Origin of the sequence: Streptomyces sp. HUAS CB01 (assembly GCF_030406905.1) — a bacterium.
GTDB lineage: Bacteria > Actinomycetota > Actinomycetes > Streptomycetales > Streptomycetaceae > Streptomyces > Streptomyces chengbuensis.
On record NZ_CP129137.1, the window covers coordinates 4,987,490 to 5,003,882 of the forward strand.

Sequence of the window (16,393 nt, forward strand, 5' to 3'; positions counted from 1 at the left end):
AGAGCGAACGTGCTGTACGTCGTGGTCAACGGGGGTTGGGGGAGGCGGCAGGAGAGCGTTGTTCAGATCGCTGAGCGCTGGGTGGAAAGCCTGTCGGCCTTGGGCGATTTGAATGATGCGGCTTTCACCGGATGGCTAGAGGCAGTCGACGATATTTCCACTGCGCCGCGTATGCCGCTGTCGGTGGCTGCGCTCTCCGAGTATCTGAAGAGGGAGAACCCGGAGTCCGACGTGGACCGTATTGGCTACACGGCATCCCTGCTGACAAACAATCCCGGGATGCCTCGTGTGACATTTTCGATTCATGCAGGTGGTACTTCGGAGTGGGTGACGAATTCCGTTGCAGTGTCGTTCCGATCGCGCAAGCTGGATGAATCCGTGCCGACTGTGAGTCGCTCCTCGGATGTGCTGCGAATTCTCGCCGACGCCTGGGACATCGACACGGGACAGGCCTACGGCCGTGCCCAGTACGATGCGGTGCGAGATGAGTTCGGCCTCGATAATTCAGCTCCCCGCTGCGGCCGATCGGTGTACTTGTCTGCGAAACGCGCGGCCCTGGCTCCGGAGGGATTTTCCGGTACGTATGCACGCACGGCACACGGCGGGCTGATCATCGATCTCACCCGGGGCGGAATTGAGGAGCCCGACATCGAGACGATCCTCGACGCCAACCGGCAACTGCGCGCAGCGGGCGCACTGGACCCGCTCCCTGAGCCCTTGGACAGGTCCAAGTGGTGAGGCCGTCGGGCGTGGCGTTCAGCCTGCCGGGTGCGGTCGGTGTCATCGAAGATCTGCTTGCCGGACCGTGCCGGTAGACGGGCCGACGCATCGGGAGGTGGAGGACGACACCGGTTGGGCAGGTGGCCACGGCGCGGGCTTCCGGCTTGTTCCGCTGTGGCTGAGCCGGTCCTGTTTCGGCGTACCCGGATCCGAGTGGGGCGCCGCGCGGGAGGAGTCCGAAGCGCACCTCGCGTCGCTCGCCGAGGAGTTGGAGAAGCGCTGGGGCCCGCATCGTGAGATCAGCTTCCGGGTCCCCTCATGGACGAGCTCCCGGAAGAGTCGATCATTCGCTCATCGCCCAGATCATCGAACTCGACCTCTACGGTGAACTGCATGTCTGGGGCCCCTGGACACATATGACGGGCCTCGGTGGGTGGCGCGGATCCGTCCTCCGGGCGAACAACCGGCACCAGCTGGGGGAGTACATGGCCGTCGCCCAGGCGGAGCGGATCGCGGAGTGTTCGCCGCCCGGCGTCGATGGTGCCATCCGGGATCCGGACCTAGGCTGCGCGCCGGTTGTACCGCGTGCCGCGATGCCGCGGAAGGGCGGTGGAGCCTCGATGTCGCCTGGGGCGGGCGTCAGCACCGCCTGATGTAGCCCGGGAGATAACGGAGTTGGGTCTCCGCCGTCCAAGTGGAGGAGCTGAGCGGAGCCGCATCTGCGGCGATCCCGGTGGCCTTCGCCGCAGAGGACGACGAGCTCTGCAAGGGCGCGGAGGCGGACAACGCCCGCGAGGCGCAGAAGCAGGCCGACGAGGCGGGTGCGTCCGCAAGGGCGTCGACACCACGGACCTCGAGGGGATCTGGGTCCGCCGGATCACTGCCTGGATCGCCGGGGAAACCCTGGAGTGGAGCGGCCTCGTGGCCGACGACGAGGCCGTCCTCACGCCCTGGCTGATGGAACTCTCCGAGCAGTACGTGCTGCCCGGCATGTCCGCGGAACGGGCCGCCTGGGCTCTGCACACCGCATGGCGGATGAAAGCGCATCGGGAAGGTGTTCCTGGGGGCGGCGTACGGGCTCGGGCTGGTCCCGCTGTGCAAGGCCGGGCGCAAGTCGGCCATCCCGTTCGGGCCGTTCATTGGTCTCGGGGGCGCTGATCGGGCTGCTGCCGGAGGCGCTTGCGGCGTAGCCGTGCTCTGCCCTGTCGCGTGCACGCACGCCGACGGGCCCCCGGACGGGGTGGCGGCGAGCGTGAGCCGGTTGCGACCGGAACGCCCCGCGCATCGCACCCGGCGCCGTCGGCACGGAGCCGGGCGCACGACCCGACACCTGGGGCCGGGAGGCCGCCCGCCCGCCGTGAGGGCGGTCACACCCGCACCCGCGGCGATAATCGGGCGCATGTCTGACCAGTCCGAGTCCGAGCCGCAGGGCTCCGGTCCGCGTCGAGTGTCCGTTCCGTCCGGGATCTCCGGCGCCGCCCCCGCCCTCCTGGGGTACGCGGCCGTCCGGCTGGTGGGGATGGCGATCCTCGCGGTGGCCGCCGCGGTGCAGGGCAAGGACGCTCTCCACCGGTTGAACGGGCGCTGGGACTCTGTCTGGTATGTCCGGATCGCGGAGAACGGTTACGGGTACGGCGTGACGCTGCCCGACGGCAGTGTCCATTCCGATCTGGCCTTCTTCCCGTTGCTGCCCGTGCTGGAGCGGGCGGTCTCCGGGGCGCTGCCGGTCGGCGCCGCCACGGCGGGACTGGTGATCGGCTGGATCGCGGCCTTCGCTGCCGCCTGGGGTGTCTACGCCGTCGGTGCGCAGGTGGCGGGACAGCGGGCCGGAGTGCTGCTGGCGGTGCTGTGGGGCGTGTACCCGACCGCGTTCGTGCAGTCGATGGCGTACACCGAGACGCTGTTCACCGCGCTGGCCGCCTGGTCCCTGTACGCCGTGCTGACCGACCGCTGGATCATCGCGGGGGCACTGTGCGCGCTGGCAGGGCTGACCCGGCCGTCGGCCGCCGCGCTCGTCGCCGCCCTCGGAGTCACCGGGCTCGTCCGGCTGTTCAGGGGGGACCTGACGTGGCGGACGGTCGTGGGCGTGGTGATCGCGCCGCTCGGATGGCTCGGGTACGTCGTCTTCGTGGCCGTGCGCCAGGGCAGCCCCACCGCCTACTTCGAGGTCCAGGCCGCCTGGGGCAACGACATCGACGGCGGGGTCGCCCTCGCCCGTTTCATCGGCGGGCAGCTGACCGGGCCCGCGCCGCTCGCCGGCGTCGGGCTGATCGCCGCGCTCGGGCTGCTCCTCTGGGTGGTGTGGCTGTGCGTGAGACAGCGCCAGCCGCTGCCGCTGCTGGTGTACGGAACGGGCGTCGTCGTCATCTCGCTGATCGGCGCCGCGTACTTCGGCTCCCGCCCGCGGCTGATCATGCCCGCTTTCCCGCTGCTGCTGCCGGCGGCGGTCGCCCTCGCCCGGCGGGCCCGCCGGGCGACGCTGCCGGTGGTGGCGCTGCTGGCCGTCGCCTCGGGGGCGTACGGGGCGTTCACACTGCTCGGTTCGGGACCGCCCTGAGTCGGAGCGCTGCGCGAGGGACCCCCTCAGGGCGTCCCGCGCCGAGGCCCGCCGATCGAGAGCCGGACCCCCGGCCGTATGCCCCACTCCGCCATCGCCCCCGCCTCCGCCTCCAGGACGTGACGGCTGCGCAGCCTGGGCAGCCCGAGCCGCCCGGGGCGCATCGTGTGGACGTCGAGGACGCGCAGTTCCCTGTCGAGGTACGCCACGTCGATGGCGAAGCGCATGCGGAAGGTGTGCACGCTCGTGCACGGCGTCAGCATGATCGCGCCGTCCAAGCCGTCACGGCCGAGGAGCCCCCGGTACCGCGCCGCGTACGACGCGGCGACCATCAGCCGGACCGGCTCCTCCCGGCCGGGGACCGTCAGCGTGCCGTTGCCGTCCTGCCATCCGCCCATGGCCCAAGACCGTAGCGGGAGTCGGGCCGTCATGGGCCCACTCCCCGGACGCCGGGGAGTGGGCCCGTGGGCCCATGACCCGGAGTCGATTCCGGTCCTAGGGTCGGACCGTGGAGTACGCGTACGTCACGCTGATCGCCGCCGCCGCCCTGTGGGGGGCCGCGGCCGGGGTGCTCGTGCCGCGCCCCGCCTACCGGATGTCCGTCGAGCCGGAGGAGGCGTGGCGGAACACCTGCCCCGCCGGGCATCCCCTCACCGGTCCCGCGCAGGGGTGGCTGGGGACCGCGCGCTGTGCGAGCTGCGCGGTGTCGCCCGTGCCCGCGGTCTCCGCGCCGGTGCCCGCCGCAACGCCCGGGTCCGGCGCGCCGGAAGCACCGGGCGAGCCCGGGGACGGGCCGCCGGACGCGGATGTGCCGGGCGGAACGGACCGGCCCGACGGCACCGCCGTCCGCACGCCCGCCGTGTACCGGAACTCGGTCGTCGTGCCCGCGGTCACCGCGCTCGCCTGCGCCGCGCTCGCCGCGGCCGTCGGGTCCCGTCCGGAGCTGGCCGTATGGCTGCTCCTCGCGCCCTTCGCCGTCCTCCTCGCCCTTGTCGACCGCCATGTCCACCGGCTTCCGGACCAGTTGACGCTGCCGCTGGCCGTCGCGGCGGCGGTGCTGCTCGGCGGTGCGGCGCTGCTCCCCGGCGCCGGCGGGTCATGGCCGACCGCGCTGCTCGGCGGCCCCGTGCTCGGTGCCGCGTACCTCGTGCTCTTCCTCGTCAACCCGAACGGCATGGGCTTCGGCGATGTGAAGCTGGCGCTGTCGCTCGGCGTGGCGCTCGGCTGGTACGGCTGGGAGGTGCTGTTCGTGGGCGCCTTCGCGGGCTTCCTGCTGGGTGCGGTGTACGGGCTCGGTCTCGTCGTCCTGCGCGGCGCGGGCCGGGGGACGGCGATCCCGTTCGGGCCGTTCATGATCTCGGGTGCGCTGCTCGGGCTGCTGCTGGGGGCGCTCGCCGTCTAGGAAATGTGGCGAACGTGGCTCCGTCCACCCGCAGGGCGGGGCCTGCGGCGTCCGGTGCGTGGGGTCTCCCCCCGGCCCCTCCGGGCCGAGGGGAAGGATCCAAGGCGCCGGATCGACCTCGTAGGGGGCCTACTCGGTGGACTCGGCAACGCCGCGAGTCGCCGTGGCGGGCGTCGCGACCGGGCGGACGTTGCCTGGTGCGGCACTGGCCGTGTCGGACACGGCCGGGTGCCGCCGTGACCGGACGCGTGACCGGGACGGCGGTCGAGCACCGCAAGCGGGACACCTCGTCGTGCCGAAATCTCCGTGCACAGGCCGTCCCCACCGGGCAGTTCGGCTCCGATGGTCGGGTCGGCCGGGGCGGAGTCCACCGGTGACCGCCACGAGGGGGAGTTCCCCGGCATGTGGACAGTGCGGCAGTTCACGCCCTCTAGCATGCGGACGTATGCGGACATTCTTTGACAATCTAACGGTCTCGCGTGTGCAGACGAAGCCGGTGCCGGCTTCCGCGGACGCCCGGCCGGCGGAAGGTCCCGCCGCCGCCCTCCTCCCCTGGGGCTGGGCGGCGGTCCTGTCCCTGCTCTACGCCACCGTCGCCGTGCGCCGCCACGAACTCCTCCGCACCACGGGCTACGACCTCGGCATCTTCGAGCAGGCCGTCCGCGCATACGCCCGGCTCCAGCCCCCCGTCGTCCCCTTGCGCGGCGACGGCTTCAACCTGCTCGGCGACCACTTCCACCCGCTGATCGCCGTACTCGCCCCGCTCTACGGGCTCTGGCCTTCCCCGCTCTGTCTGCTCATCGCCCAGTCCGTCCTCCTCGCCCTCGCCGTCGTGCCGCTGGCGCGCTGGGCCGTCCGGACGCTCGGCAGCCGCGCCGCGCACGTCGTCGCCTTCGGCTACGGCGCGAGCTGGGGCATCGCCTCGGCGGCCGCGTTCGACTTCCACGAGGTGGCCCTCGCCGTACCGCTGCTGGCCTTCGCCCTCGAGGCGCTCGGCCGGCGGCGCTGGGGGCAGGCCGTCGCCTGGTCCGCGCCGCTGCTGCTGGTCAAGGAGGACCTGGGGCTGACCCTCGCTGCGGTCGGCGCGTACGTGGCGTGGAAGGGGTCCCGGAAGCTGGGGATCGCGACGGCGGCGGCCGGGCTCGTCGGCAGCGCGATCGAGATCACGCTGCTGCTGCCCGCCTTCAACCCCGGCGGCGGGTACGCGCACGGGGGCAACCTCACCGACGGGCACGGCTCGCTCCTCGCCACGATGGCCTTCGCGCCGCTCGACGCGCTCCGCCCGGAGGTCAAGGCCATGACCCTCGTGCTCGTCTTCGCCCCCAGCGCCCTGCTCGCCCTCCGCTCACCGCTGGCGCTGATCGCCGCACCGACGCTCGCCTGGCGGATGCTGTCGGAGAACGCCTTCCACTGGGGGACCGCGTTCCACTACAGCGCCGTACTGATGCCGGTCGTCTTCGCCGGGCTCGTCGACGCGCTCGGCGGGTACCGGCAGGCCGGCCATCCGCTCGCGGCCCGCCATGTCCGCGCCTCCCTCGTCACGGTCCTGGCCGTGACGGTGGTGATGCTGCCGTCCTTCCCGCTCGCCCAGCTGGCACAGCGGGCCACATGGCGCACGACCCCGCACATCGAGGCCGCCCGGGCGCTGCTGCAGCGGATCCCGGACGGGGCGACGGTGGCAGCCTCCAACCGACTCGTCCCCCAGCTCACCTCGCGGTGCGACGTCGTCCTGTTCCCGACCTGGCCCGTCGAGGGGCATCTGTACGAGTACGACAGGAAGCGACTGCCCAGGCCGACCGCGGAATGGATCATCCACGACAGCAGGGCCCCGGAGGCATGGCCCTACAAGACGGGCCACTGGCCCTATCCGCCCGAGCAGCAGCAGGCCGAACTCGACGCGGCGCAGCGGACCTACGGCTACGAGCGCGTCGCCGCGCGGGACGGCATCACGCTGCTGCGGCGCACGGGGTGACGTCCGGAGGTGCACGGCGACGGTCCTGTGCGGCTCGTGCGACCACGGGCCGGGTGCGGACGCCGCCGGGGGTGCGCCCGGACCGCCCGATGACGGCGGACCTCCTCGGCCTGTCCGCGTGCCGCCGCGGCGGATACCTCGCCCGCCCAGCCGCGCGGCGCCGCCGGCCACCGGGCGAAGTGCTGCGGCGTGGCGGGGCGGTAGGCGCGCAGGTACCGGCGTACGAGCTCGGCCTGCGCTGGGGCGCCGTCCATCGGGGTGAACCCGGGCAGGATGCGGCGCGGATGGGTGTACGTGACCCTGCGGCCGCGAAGGGGCCCGAAGCACAGACTCCCCGGCGCGGCGGGGTGCGTCACCTGCCGCCGGCGCGGCCACCTGTCCTGGAAGGCGTCCGTCACGCGGTCGCCCGCCCAGGGGCCGGCGCGCTCCACGACCGCCTCGGTCAGCTCGTCCGCGGTGGGACGCGGTCCGCGAGCGCCTCGCCGATCGCGGTCAGGACCGGCTCCGTCTGCTGCCGCGTCGTCCGGACGTGCGGCGGCGTCGGGTCGGCGCCTGCAGGGATCGAGGAGAGGGCGCCCGTCCACAGGGGCAGGTCGGCCGAGGCGGCGGACGAACGGTGCCGCGCGGCCCGTACGGCGGGCGTCGGCCCGGGGCCAGGTCACGCGGCGCGTCGTCGTCTTGGACCGACCCCAGGAGGCAAAACGCCACCCACTGTCCGCATTCCCGTGGAGTACCGTCGCATCGGGAAGTGACCGAATTCCGGTGCGCACGGGGGAGTTGGCGATGGCGAAGGGCAGGACCTCCTACAGCTGCGGTCTCGACGCGGCGGTGGACGTCGTTGGCGGCAAGTGGAAACCGATGATCCTCTGGGCCCTGCACGAGGCGGGCACCAGGCGCTTCGGCGAGCTCAAGCGGGACGTGGCGGGGGTGAGCGAGAAGATGCTGACCCAGCAGCTGCGGGAGCTGGAGGCCGACGGCATCGTCCACCGCGAGGTCCACCGGGAGGTCCCGCCGCGCGTGGAGTACTCCCTCACCGGGCTCGGGCGGTCACTGAACACCGCCCTGCTGCCCCTCGGGCGGTGGGGGGACGACCACATGGGCGAGATCCTGCGGCACAAGGAGCAGCCGGGGACCGGCCCGGCCTGATCCGGGGCGGCCGCGTCAACCGGGTGCCCGAGGGGCCGGGTCCCCCGTGGGGGGTACGGGACGGGCCGTCGCGGAGGCCGGTACCGGCCTCTGCCCTGGCACTTTCCCACTCCGTACCGCAGTCCGGTGAATTCGGAGAGTGGTGACGGCATGGCGCGGCGCGCGTCCGCCCTCACGAAGGGTTATGGTGGAAGCCCCCCCTCGGGCCGGTCCGTATCCCCCCCACGGACCGGCCCGTTTTCCTTGCCGGCGGGCGAACGGGGCGCAGGGTCAGCCGCGACCGGCCCAGATGTTCGTCCCCGCGGTGTCCACGGCGAAGACGTCGATCTCCTTCAGCTCCTCGTCGGTGAGCGGCGCCGCGTGGAGCGCGGCCACGTTCTCCTCGAGCTGCCCGACGTTGCTCGCACCGATCAGCGCCGACGTCATCCGGTCGTCGCGCAGCGTCCAGCTGAGCGCGAGCTGGGCCAGCGACTGGCCGCGCCGCTGGGCGATCTCGTTCAGCCCCCGGAGCCGGCGCAGCACCTCGTCGGAGAGCAGGTTCGGGTCGAGGGACTTGCCCTGGGTCGCCCGCGAGCCCTCCGGGATGCCGGTGAGGTACTTGCCGGTGAGGAGCCCCTGGGCGAGCGGCACGAAGGAGATGCAGCCCATGCCCGCCGCCTCCAGGGTGTCGAGGAGCCCGTCGTCCTCGATCCAGCGGTTGATCATCGAGTAGGACGGCTGGTGGATGAGCGCCGGGACGCCCATCTCCTTCAGCAGCCCGGCCGCCTCGGCGGTCTGCTCGGCGTTGTAGGAGGAGACGCCCACGTAGAGCGCCTTGCCCTGCTGGACGGCGGACGCCAGGGCGCCCATCGTCTCCTCCAGCGGGGTGTGCGGGTCGAAGCGGTGCGAGTAGAAGATGTCGACGTAGTCCAGACCCATCCGCCCCAGGGACGCGTCCAGCGAGGACATCAGGTACTTGCGGGAGCCCCACTCGCCGTAGGGGCCGGGGTGCATCAGATAGCCGGCCTTGGTGGAGACGACGAGCTCGTCCCGGTACGGCGCGAAGTCCTGGGCGAAGATCTTGCCGAAGTTCAGCTCGGCGGAGCCGGGGGGCGGCCCGTAGTTGTTCGCCAGGTCGAAGTGGGTCACGCCGAGGTCGAAGGCGCGGCGCAGGATCGACCGCTGGGAGGCGAGCGTGCGGTCGTCACCGAAGTTGTGCCAGAGGCCGAGGGAGATCGCGGGAAGCCTGAGCCCGCTGCGGCCGGTGCGCCGGTACTCCATCGAGTCGTAGCGGTTCTCGGCTGCACGGTAATAGGGGGAATCGTTCACGCTTCCCTCCCTATCACGGACTTGTGACAGACCGGGTTGGGTGGCCGTGGCCGCTCCGCAGTAGTGTGACGGGCGTCGGGGGGTCAGCCACAGCACGGAGGGGTTAAGGACTGTGAACCTGCGCGACCTGGTGTACGGGCTCTACGCACGCCGGGTGGAGGGCCGCCTCGACCACGCCCAGGTGCCCAAGCACATCGGCGTCATCCTGGACGGCAACCGCCGCTGGGCCAAGGCGTCGGGCGGCACGGCCGCGGAGGGACACCAGGCCGGGGCCGACAAGATCTCCGAGCTGCTGGGCTGGTGCGCCGAGACCGACGTCGAGGTGGTCACCCTCTGGATGCTGTCCACGGACAACTTCGACCGTCCGGACGAGGAGCTGCGCCCGCTCCTCGGCATCATCGAGAACACCGTGCGCAACCTGGCCGCCGACGGCCGGTGGCGGGTGCACCACGTGGGGACGATGGACCTGCTTCCCGCGAGGACCCAGTCGGTGCTCAAGGAGGCGGAGCAGTCGACGGACGGCGTCGACGGGATACTCGTCAACGTCGCGGTCGGCTACGGCGGCCGCCAGGAGATCGCGGACGCGGTGCGCTCCCTGCTGAACGAGCACGCCGCGAAGGGGACGAGCTTCGAGGAGCTCGCGGAGATCGTCGACACCGACATGATCGCGTCCCACCTCTACACACGCGGCCAGCCCGATCCCGACCTGGTGATCCGCACGAGCGGCGAGCAGCGTCTGTCGGGCTTCATGCTCTGGCAGAGCGCGCACTCCGAGTACTACTTCTGCGAGGTCTTCTGGCCCGCCTTCCGCAAGGTCGACTTCCTCCGCGCACTCCGCGACTACGCGGCACGCCACCGGCGCTACGGGGCCTGAGGGCGGGCGCCGACCCCGTTCGACGCGGTCCCCGGGGCGACGGCGCTCCCGGCGCGAGTGCGGACGGTGCCCGCCCGGCGGCGGGCACCGAAAGGCGGGTGGCGGGATCTTGACGACCGGTCCCCCGTTCGGCGTAGGCACGGAGGGCCGGCCGGGTGGCAGCCGGGCGCGCACGGGCGCGGGCCCGGGCGTGGTCACCGCATGTTCATCGACGTGTCGTCATATGCCATTGCATGGCCTCGCTTGTTCGAGGGAATATCCCTGACAGGTCGACATCCGGACACCCGTTCCGGATGCCGTTCTACAGCGAGGGGCACCGAGCCGCTCGCCCGGGAGGCCCTTTGCGCCAGGACGACCGTGCGGCCAGCACGGAAGGAACGGAGGGCCGGTGCCCGGCCCGTGCATCGTGGCCGGAGACCGGTCCGGTCCCCCGCCGTTCGGCGGGGAGACCCCAAGCCCGCGACGCCGTCGCACCCCGATCTCAGCCGAGGGGGTACGTCCTTCCGTGGTGAACAGCACAAAGCGCCGCATGTCCGACAGGCGCACCTACGTTCTCGACACCAGCGTCCTGCTGGCCGATCCCAACGCCGTCTCACGCTTCGACGAGCACGAGGTCGTGCTCCCGATCGTCGTCGTGACGGAGCTGGAGGCCAAGAGGCACCACCCGGAGCTCGGTTACTTCGCCCGGCAGGCGCTGCGCCTGCTCGACGAGTTCCGGGTCCGGTACGGCCGCCTGGACGCACCCATTCCGATGGGCGACCTCGGCGGCACGCTGCGCGTCGAGCTCAACCACTCGGACCCCGGGGTGCTTCCCGCCGGCTACCGGCTGGGTGACAACGACTCACGGATCCTCGCTGTGGCACGGAACCTCCAGGCAGAGGGATACGACGTCACCGTCGTGTCCAAGGACCTGCCGCTGCGCATCAAGGCGTCCTCCGTCGGCCTCCAGGCCGAGGAGTACCGTGCGGAACTCGCGGTCACGGATTCCGGTTGGACCGGAATGTCCGAACTGGCCCTGTCCGCGGAGCAGGTGGACATCCTCTTCGAGGAGGAGCACCTGTACGTACCGGAGGCGTCCGACCTGCCCGTCCACACCGGGCTCGTCCTCCAGTCGGAGCGGGGCAAGGCCCTGGGTCGGGTCACGTCCGACGGGAACGTCCGGCTCGTCCGCGGCGACCGCGAGGCCTTCGGCATCCGCGGCCGCAGTGCCGAACAGCGCATCGCCCTCGATCTGCTGCTCGACCCGGACGTCGGCATCGTCTCCATGGGCGGCCGGGCGGGTACCGGCAAGTCCGCGCTCGCGCTCTGCGCCGGCCTGGAGGCCGTCCTGGAGCGCCGGCAGCACCAGAAGGTGATGGTCTTCCGGCCGCTGTACGCGGTCGGCGGGCAGGAACTGGGCTATCTGCCGGGCACCGAGGCCGAGAAGATGAGCCCCTGGGCGCAGGCGGTCTTCGACACGCTCTCCGCGGTGGCCGGCCGTGAGGTCATCGAGGAGGTCCTGGGCCGGGGCATGCTCGAGGTGCTGCCGCTGACCCACATCCGCGGGCGCTCGCTGCACGACGCGTTCGTCATCGTCGACGAGGCCCAGTCCCTGGAGCGGAACGTCCTCCTGACCGTTCTGTCCCGGATCGGTGCCAACTCACGGGTCGTTCTGACCCATGACGTGGCGCAAAGGGACAATTTGCGTGTCGGTCGGTACGACGGGGTCGTGGCCGTCGTCGAGAAGCTGAAAGGCCATCCGCTCTTCGCGCACGTCACGCTCACCCGGTCCGAGCGTTCGCAGATCGCCGCGCTGGTGACCGAAATGCTGGAGGACGGGCCGATCTGACGGGACCTGCCCGGCTTGGGAGTTGGCGCCGCCCGGCGAAGCGAAGGAGCTTAGCCGGGCGGCGTCGTGCTGCGCCGCCCTTTCCATAAAACTCCTGGGACAAACGAGGTGTGAGCTTTCACACGCAGCCATGAATTGCCTTGCGGCATCGGCTTCCGGCAGAGTCTGGGTTCCGTCAGGCCCCGCATACGGCACACCTGCACCCTCAGGGGTGCGGCACCACACAACTCCACAGACGCCGCCGTATGCCGCCCGAGCACCACGCGGCACTCCCGCAAGGGAGCGCCCACCGGGCCCGTGCCTCCCGTGACCTAGCAAGAGGGAGCGCCAGTGCCAGGGGCACGATTGCGCCCGCGAGGTCACCTGTGCGGGCGTTGCTGGAAGGAAACCGTGTGAGCCGGATCTCGGTCCGGGGATTCGCAGTGGCGTCCGCCACCGCAGTCACCACTGTCGGCGCTGTCGTGGGTGTTGCCTCGGGCAACGCCGTACCCGCGAACGGCGACAACCTGGAGACGACCGCGGCGGACGCGACGCTCCTTGCGGACATCCCCGTCGGTGAGCAGGCCCAGGTTCAGGTCGCATCCCTGACCCAGCAGGCCGACGCGCAGGCGGCTGCCGCCGACGCGGCCGCGAGGAAGTCCGCCGAGGAGGCGGCTCGACTCCAGGCCGCCAAGGACGCCGAGGCGAAGAAGGAAGCCGCCGAGGAGAAGGCCCAGCGCGAGGCCGAGGCCAAGGAGGCCGAGGAGCGCGCCAGCCGGTCCGCCGTCCGCGACGCCTCGAGCTTCGCGGCGCAGTCCTCGTACAGCATCTCCGAGGTCCAGGCGATCGCCCGCCAGATGGTCCCCGGCGACCAGTTCCAGTGCTTCAGCAACATCGTGGACCACGAGTCCAGCTGGAACTACCGGGCCCAGAACCCGTCCTCCGGCGCCTACGGTCTCGTCCAGGCGCTGCCGGGCTCCAAGATGGCGTCCGCCGGCGCGGACTGGCAGACGAACCCCGCCACCCAGATCAAGTGGGGCCTCAACTACATGAACGACCGCTACGGCAGCCCCTGCGGCGCCTGGTCGTTCTGGCAGGCCAACAACTGGTACTAGGCCGACGGCCGGTACCGAACGGACCCCGGGAATCCCGGGAGCTCCAACTGCTCGATTCCGCTGAGCCCCTCACCGTCCGACGGTGGGGGGCTCGGTGCGTGTACGGTCGGGACGGGCCTTGGGGGGAGAGGGAAGCACGAGATGTCGAAGACGCCAGCTTGGTTGGACCGGCTGGGGGCCGGACTGTCCCGTATCGGGGCACGGCTGGAGGAGCGCCGGGCCGCCGCCGCGGCCGGGGACAACGGCAACGGCGCGGGTGACGGGGATCCGGGCACCGTGCCGCCCGACCATGTTCCGCCTCCTCCCGCGTACGCCCCCGACGTTCCCGCGCGGCCGCACCCGGCCGAGGCCATCCCCTGGGGGATGAGGGTCGCGGCCGAGGCCGGCTGGCGGCTGCTGGTCCTGGCCGGGACGCTCTGGGTGCTGATGCGGGTCATCAGCGCCGTCCAGCTCGTCGTGCTCGCCTTCGTCGCCGCCCTGTTGGTCACCGCGCTGCTCCAGCCGACGGTGACCCGGCTGAGGAGGGTCGGCCTGCCGCGCGGGCTCGCCACGGCCCTCACGGCGATCCTGGGCTTCGTCGTGATCGGACTCGTCGGCTGGTTCGTCGTCTGGCAGGTGATGGACAACCTCGACAACGTCGCCGACCGGGTCAAGGACGGTATCGAGGAGCTCAAGCGCTGGCTGCTCAACAGCCCGTTCCATGTGACCGAGCGTCAGATCAACGACATCGCGAAGAACCTCCAGGACACCATCGGCACCAACACGCAGGAGATCACCTCCGCCGGGCTCGAGGGCGTGAGCGTGATGGTGGAGATCCTCACCGGGATGCTGCTGGCGCTGTTCTCGACCCTTTTCCTGCTCTACGACGGCAAGCGGATCTGGCAGTGGACCCTGAAGCTGGTGCCCGCGGCGGCCCGCCCCGGTGTCGCCGGCGCGGGCCCGCGTGCCTGGCGGACGCTGACGGCGTACGTCCGGGGCACGGTGGTGGTCGCCCTCATCGACGCGATCTTCATCGGTCTGGGCATCTACTTCCTCGACGTGCCGCTGGCCGTGCCGCTCGCCGTCTTCATCTTCCTGTTCTCCTTCATCCCCCTGGTGGGTGCGGTCGTCTCGGGCGCCCTCGCGGTCGTCGTCGCGCTGGTCACCCAGGGTGTGTTCACCGCCCTGATGGTGCTGCTGGTGGTGCTCGCCGTGCAGCAGATCGAGGGGCACGTGCTGCAGCCGTTCATCCTGGGCCGCGCGGTCCGCGTCCATCCGCTGGCCGTCGTCCTCGCGGTCGCCACGGGCGGTCTGACGGCGGGGATCGGTGGCGCGGTGGTCGCGGTGCCGCTCGTGGCGGTGACCAACACGGTGGTCACCTACCTCCGTGCGTACGGCCAGGGGCACGTGGGCCGGATCGGACCCACCCCGCACGGGGCGACGGTGATGGACCTGGCGCCGACGCCGCCCCCGCCCGCACCGAAGTCCGAGCCCTCGCCCCCGGAGGGTGACGAACGCCCGTGATATCCGAGCCCGAACTGGTGGGCGGGGCTGCCGTTCCGGCCCCGTGCCCCGGCGGCCCCGTGGCCGGCGGGGCCGTCGTGTCCGGCGGCGGGCAGCCTCCCGCGCGGTCCCGGCGCCCGTGGCTGTGGGCGCTCGGCGGCGCGCTGACGGCCTCCGCGGTGTGGGCCGGCGGTCTGCAGGCGTACGCCGGCCGGGCGCCCGACCTGGAGGGCTACCGCGTCAGCCGGAACCTGTGCCTGGACGCCCGGCTCACGGTCCTCGGCGGTGCGCTCGGCGCACGGAGGAGCGCCGTGGCCTCGGTGGACGAGCAGCCGGCGCTCGACCGGGCGCACTGCGCTCTCGAGCTCGACGGACGGGGCGAGAACGACGCGTACCACGTCACGGTGTCGTACCTGCTGCACAAGCGGACCGATCCGGGGGTCGAGTTCGACGCGGTGAACCGCCCCTACGCGCCCGACGGCGACGGCCGCGCCATCGAGCGGGCCGACGGTATCGGCGAGCGCGCGTACCTCGTGGTGCCCACCGAGGACTTTCCGCGGATGGAACTCTCCGTGCTCGACGGGCCCGCCGAGCTGGAGGTCGCCGTCTCCGCACCCTTCGTGCCCGTCGACGAGGACGGTACCGAGGTGCTGACGGCGGATCCCGAGGCGCTGCGGGCGCTCGAGGACCATGTGATCGAGGACACGAAGCGGCTGATGGCCAGGCTCAAACAGCCGGCGTGACAGGGGCCGTGGCAGGGCGGCGGCGGGGCGTCGTCCGCCGGGGCGCCGTTCCCGTGCACGACGAGGGCGCCCCGCCCGGCACGGCCGGGTGGGGCGCCCTGGTCACGGTCGGGCCGGACGGGGCCGGGACCTCACTGCCCGGCCAGAACGGCTTCCGCGTCCAGCGTCGTGCCGACGGCCTGGATCACCGAGGCGATCTTGAAGGCCTCCTGGACGACATCGCGCTCGACGCCCGCCTTGCGGAGCACCTGCTCGTGCGAGTCCAGGCACTGGCCGCAGCCGTTGATCGCGGAGACGGCCAGCGACCACAGCTCGAAGTCGGTCTTCTCGACCCCGGGGTTGCCGATGACGTTCATCCGCAGACCGGCACGGAGCGTCCCGTACTCGGGGTCCGACAGCAGGTGCCGGGTCCGGTAGAAGACGTTGTTCATCGCCATGATCGCGGCGGCCGACTTGGCGGCGGTGTACGCCTCGTCGGACAGGTTGGCCTTGGCCTCGGGCTCCAGCTCCCGCAGCACGATCGGCGAGCGGGAGGCGATCGCGCAGGCCAGGACCGTGCCCCACAGCTGCTGCTGCGGGAGGTCGCTGTTGCCGATCACCGAACCGAGGTTCAGCTTCAGGTCCTTGGCGTAGTCCGGCAGGGCGGACTTCAGCTCATCGAGCGCCATGCTCACTCACCGGCCAGCAGCTTGACCGGGTCGAGGGTGGTCTCGCCCTTGGTCCAGTTGCAGGGGCAGAGCTCGTCGGTCTGCAGGGCGTCGAGGACCCGCAGGACCTCCTTGGGGTTACGGCCGACGGAGCCGGCGGTCACCATCGTGAACTGGATCTCGTTGTTCGGGTCGACGATGAAGACGGCGCGCTGCGCGAAGCCGTCCTCGCCCTCGATGCCGAGGTCGCGCATCAGCTCGTGCCGGGAGTCGGCCATCATCGGGAAGGGCAGGTCACGCAGGTCGGCGTGGTCCTTGCGCCAGGCGTGGTGGACGAACTCGGAGTCGCCGGAGAAGCCGAGGACCTGGGCGTCACGGTCGGCGAACTCGTCGTTCAGCTTGCCGAACGCCGCGATCTCGGTGGGGCAGACGAAGGTGAAGTCCTTGGGCCACGCGAAGACGACCTTCCACTTGCCCTCGTAGGACTTGTGGGTGATCTGCTCGAACTCCTTGCCGCTCTCCAGCGAGACGCAGGCGGTCAGCTCGAAGGTGGGGAACTGGTCACCGACAGTGAGCACACGCTCTCCTTGCAACAGGAAGCCCCTCGTGAGGGCCTCCGG

15 protein-coding genes are annotated in these 16,393 nt (G+C 71.6%); 10 read left to right on the plus strand and 5 right to left on the minus strand.

Annotated elements, in window-relative coordinates; all coding sequences use genetic code 11:
* Positions 1-9: 9 nt before the first annotated feature.
* Together QRN89_RS22190 and QRN89_RS22195 are read left to right on the plus strand one after the other, a co-directional pair.
* Positions 10-738, plus strand: coding sequence for an Imm52 family immunity protein (locus QRN89_RS22190; protein WP_290351130.1), 729 nt, complete (start codon positions 10-12; stop codon positions 736-738).
* Between the two features lie 1,381 nt (positions 739-2,119).
* Positions 2,120-3,277 (plus strand): putative hexosyltransferase, encoded by a 1,158-nt coding sequence (locus QRN89_RS22195; protein WP_290351131.1) that lies wholly within the window; start codon positions 2,120-2,122, stop codon positions 3,275-3,277.
* 26 nt (positions 3,278-3,303) lie between these two features.
* Here the strand turns inward: QRN89_RS22195 and QRN89_RS22200 are convergent, their stop codons facing one another.
* Positions 3,304-3,675, minus strand: a complete 372-nt coding sequence (locus QRN89_RS22200; protein ID WP_290351132.1) for a DUF192 domain-containing protein — start codon at positions 3,673-3,675, stop codon at positions 3,304-3,306.
* A gap of 110 nt (positions 3,676-3,785) precedes the next feature.
* On the opposite strand from QRN89_RS22200, the gene QRN89_RS22205 reads away from it, so the two are divergent.
* Both QRN89_RS22205 and QRN89_RS22210 read left to right on the plus strand, forming a co-directional pair.
* Complete coding sequence (locus tag QRN89_RS22205; protein ID WP_290351133.1) at positions 3,786-4,679, plus strand: prepilin peptidase; 894 nt, start codon at positions 3,786-3,788, stop codon at positions 4,677-4,679.
* A gap of 445 nt (positions 4,680-5,124) precedes the next feature.
* Positions 5,125-6,651 carry a DUF2079 domain-containing protein gene (locus QRN89_RS22210; RefSeq protein WP_390701347.1) on the plus strand — a complete coding sequence of 509 codons (1,527 nt, stop codon included), beginning with the start codon at positions 5,125-5,127 and terminating at the stop codon, positions 6,649-6,651.
* Here QRN89_RS22210 and QRN89_RS22215 read toward each other — a convergent pair.
* A complete protein-coding gene (locus QRN89_RS22215) occupies positions 6,597-7,421 on the minus strand; it encodes a DNA glycosylase AlkZ-like family protein (protein ID WP_356948649.1) in 825 nt (274 codons plus the stop codon). The genes QRN89_RS22210 and QRN89_RS22215 overlap by 55 nt on opposite strands.
* Positions 7,422-7,434: 13 nt before the next feature.
* Between QRN89_RS22215 and QRN89_RS22220 the strand changes: the two genes are divergently transcribed.
* Complete coding sequence (locus QRN89_RS22220) at positions 7,435-7,797, plus strand: winged helix-turn-helix transcriptional regulator (protein ID WP_290351135.1); 363 nt, start codon at positions 7,435-7,437, stop codon at positions 7,795-7,797.
* Positions 7,798-8,067: 270 nt separating this feature from the next.
* Here the strand turns inward: QRN89_RS22220 and mgrA are convergent, their stop codons facing one another.
* On the minus strand, positions 8,068-9,105 hold the full coding sequence (gene mgrA, locus QRN89_RS22225; RefSeq protein ID WP_290351136.1) for an L-glyceraldehyde 3-phosphate reductase: 1,038 nt from the start codon (positions 9,103-9,105) through the stop codon (positions 8,068-8,070).
* 112 nt (positions 9,106-9,217) lie between these two features.
* On the opposite strand from mgrA, the gene QRN89_RS22230 reads away from it, so the two are divergent.
* The 5 genes from QRN89_RS22230 (at position 9,218) to QRN89_RS22250 (ending at position 15,126) form a co-directional block, all read left to right on the plus strand.
* Positions 9,218-9,979, plus strand: coding sequence for an isoprenyl transferase (locus tag QRN89_RS22230; RefSeq protein WP_290351137.1), 762 nt, complete (start codon positions 9,218-9,220; stop codon positions 9,977-9,979).
* 505 nt (positions 9,980-10,484) lie between these two features.
* Positions 10,485-11,807 (plus strand): RNA 5'-3' helicase PhoH2, encoded by a 1,323-nt coding sequence (gene phoH2, locus QRN89_RS22235; protein WP_290351138.1) that lies wholly within the window; start codon positions 10,485-10,487, stop codon positions 11,805-11,807.
* A 392-nt stretch (positions 11,808-12,199) separates the two neighbouring features.
* Entirely contained in the window at positions 12,200-12,901 is a 702-nt protein-coding gene (locus tag QRN89_RS22240) for an aggregation-promoting factor C-terminal-like domain-containing protein (RefSeq protein WP_290351139.1), read from the plus strand.
* Positions 12,902-13,042: 141 nt separating this feature from the next.
* Positions 13,043-14,404 (plus strand): AI-2E family transporter, encoded by a 1,362-nt coding sequence (locus tag QRN89_RS22245; protein WP_290351140.1) that lies wholly within the window; start codon positions 13,043-13,045, stop codon positions 14,402-14,404.
* Positions 14,401-15,126 carry a hypothetical protein gene (locus QRN89_RS22250; RefSeq protein ID WP_290351141.1) on the plus strand — a complete coding sequence of 242 codons (726 nt, stop codon included), beginning with the start codon at positions 14,401-14,403 and terminating at the stop codon, positions 15,124-15,126. The genes QRN89_RS22245 and QRN89_RS22250 overlap by 4 nt, the downstream gene beginning before the upstream one ends.
* Positions 15,127-15,257: 131 nt before the next feature.
* Here QRN89_RS22250 and QRN89_RS22255 read toward each other — a convergent pair whose 3' ends face one another.
* Together QRN89_RS22255 and QRN89_RS22260 are read right to left on the minus strand one after the other, a co-directional pair.
* Entirely contained in the window at positions 15,258-15,794 is a 537-nt protein-coding gene (locus tag QRN89_RS22255) for an alkyl hydroperoxide reductase (protein ID WP_290351142.1), read from the minus strand.
* Between the two features lie 2 nt (positions 15,795-15,796).
* Positions 15,797-16,351, minus strand: coding sequence for a peroxiredoxin (locus QRN89_RS22260; protein WP_290351143.1), 555 nt, complete (start codon positions 16,349-16,351; stop codon positions 15,797-15,799).
* Positions 16,352-16,393: the final 42 nt, after the last annotated feature.

Coding starts and splice junctions, on each gene's coding strand:
- QRN89_RS22200 (WP_290351132.1), bottom strand. CDS start 3,675: ATGGGCGGATGGCAGGACGGCAACGGCACGCTGACGGTCCCCGGCCGG.
- QRN89_RS22195 (WP_290351131.1), top strand. CDS start 2,120: ATGTCTGACCAGTCCGAGTCCGAGCCGCAGGGCTCCGGTCCGCGTCGA.
- QRN89_RS22245 (WP_290351140.1), top strand. CDS start 13,043: ATGTCGAAGACGCCAGCTTGGTTGGACCGGCTGGGGGCCGGACTGTCC.
- QRN89_RS22255 (WP_290351142.1), bottom strand. CDS start 15,794: ATGGCGCTCGATGAGCTGAAGTCCGCCCTGCCGGACTACGCCAAGGAC.
- QRN89_RS22210 (WP_390701347.1), top strand. CDS start 5,125: ATGCGGACATTCTTTGACAATCTAACGGTCTCGCGTGTGCAGACGAAG.
- QRN89_RS22220 (WP_290351135.1), top strand. CDS start 7,435: ATGGCGAAGGGCAGGACCTCCTACAGCTGCGGTCTCGACGCGGCGGTG.